Origin of the sequence: Flavobacterium cyanobacteriorum (genome assembly GCF_002251835.1) — a bacterium.
Lineage (GTDB): Bacteria > Bacteroidota > Bacteroidia > Flavobacteriales > Flavobacteriaceae > Flavobacterium > Flavobacterium cyanobacteriorum.
In genome coordinates, this window is sequence record NZ_NOXV01000056.1 from 1 (window position 1) to 1,474 (window position 1,474).

The window sequence follows — 1,474 nt, forward strand, 5'->3', positions numbered from 1 at the left end:
ATCTCCCCGCCGCGAAAGCGGGCGGCGGGGAGGATGCCGCTCCCATCGGGGCTAAGCCAAAACGGTAGTGCATCCCGGCAGGCTTACAGGCAATTTTTCATTGCAGTCATGCACCCATATAAAAAATCCCGCCAGCCTTTTTACAAAGAACTGACGGGACTTAACAAACCAACCAACCAATTATTATTGAACACTAAGGTTACTATTTATTCTTGATCATTTTCAATATCGGCAATATCAGCTTCTGTCATTTTGGCTTTTGTGCCGTCCTTACGCCTGTAATACAATGCATCATCATCTCCGTATCCTGCTGTATAGTTACCCTCTGCATAAGTGTTACTGCTGCATGGCACATACACATAGCTGTAGGTTTCAGAATTTATAAAGCCATAAGCCCTTACAATACGTCCCCACCTGTCATATGCAAATCTCATGCCACCTATTTGCATTAACGCAAAACTATTGTACCTCATATATACAGAACCAATTCTTTTAACGCGCCCGTAAGCATCATAGTTAATAAAAACATTGCCTACCCTGCGCACCCTGCCTGCATAATCATGTTCTACACGTACACCGACATTGCTGCGTGTGTAGCGGGTAGCTGTGCCGGGGCTGCCATAACCATAACTTTGTGCACGGGTACCCCTGTAGTAGTTTCCGCCGGTAGTGGCGGGTACAGTGTTGAAGTCCATACTGCCGTCAAGGAAAACCATAAACTCAATACCACGCTCTGTAAACAATACAGGTTCTGCATCACGATAGTCAACAGGGGTGTTATGAAGCCTGCTATATTCAGGAGCATGTACTGTTGCTGACGCATGGGCCAGAGTACTGCCTAAAAGTAATCCGGCAACTAAAAGAGTAATTTTTTTCATGGCTAAAGTTATTATAAGTTGCGCCTACTCTTAGCTTTTCGGCTTCCGCAGAACCCTGTGATCACGGTGTTTGATTAGTGATATACAAGTTGCGTGCCAAAATTTTATACTCTTGCTTCTATGAAGATAACCGCTTGTTTTTCAGGTATAAAAATTTTTCTGAACCAATAATAATAACTGCCCCGGCTAAGTAACAGAGCATATCTTCCCAGGCAAAGGAATTGCCTATAACTACTTTTGCCAGTTTGGAGTCTTTAAGCCCAAGCCGCTCCACAATGTTAAGGTATTGCAGTGCCTCAACCGCAAAAGCAAATAATAAAACACCCACTGCTACGGGCACAACAGGCCACCTGAAAAATGACCTGATAAAGCAATATATCAGAATTACCACAAGTACATCGCCAAAGTAAGGGCGGATAAAGTTGTCACGGATATAAAGGGCTATTAGTACCTCGATAATGAAGAGAAATACGGTAAGGAAGAAATAGGTTTTGTGGAAGCTAATTTTCACATCTTTAGTTTACCATAAAACTGAAATGTAAGCAAATTTTTAGTACACGACAAAAAATATAATTGATTAAAAATCAATCCTGTCC

At 42.4% G+C, this 1,474-nt stretch carries 2 protein-coding genes; both read right to left on the bottom strand.

The annotated features are described in order from the left end of the window. Positions 1 to 206: 206 nt before the first annotated feature. Positions 207 to 878, bottom strand: a complete 672-nt coding sequence (locus CHU92_RS00510) for a hypothetical protein (protein WP_094411526.1) — start codon at positions 876 to 878, stop codon at positions 207 to 209. 118 nt (positions 879 to 996) lie between these two features. Beyond that, entirely contained in the window at positions 997 to 1,389 is a 393-nt protein-coding gene (locus tag CHU92_RS00515; RefSeq protein ID WP_094411528.1) for a ribosomal maturation YjgA family protein, read from the bottom strand. Positions 1,390 to 1,474: the final 85 nt, after the last annotated feature.

Excerpts from the sequence above, each read along its gene's own strand:
- CHU92_RS00510 (WP_094411526.1), bottom strand. The coding sequence starts at position 878 with ATGAAAAAAATTACTCTTTTAGTTGCCGGATTACTTTTAGGCAGTACT.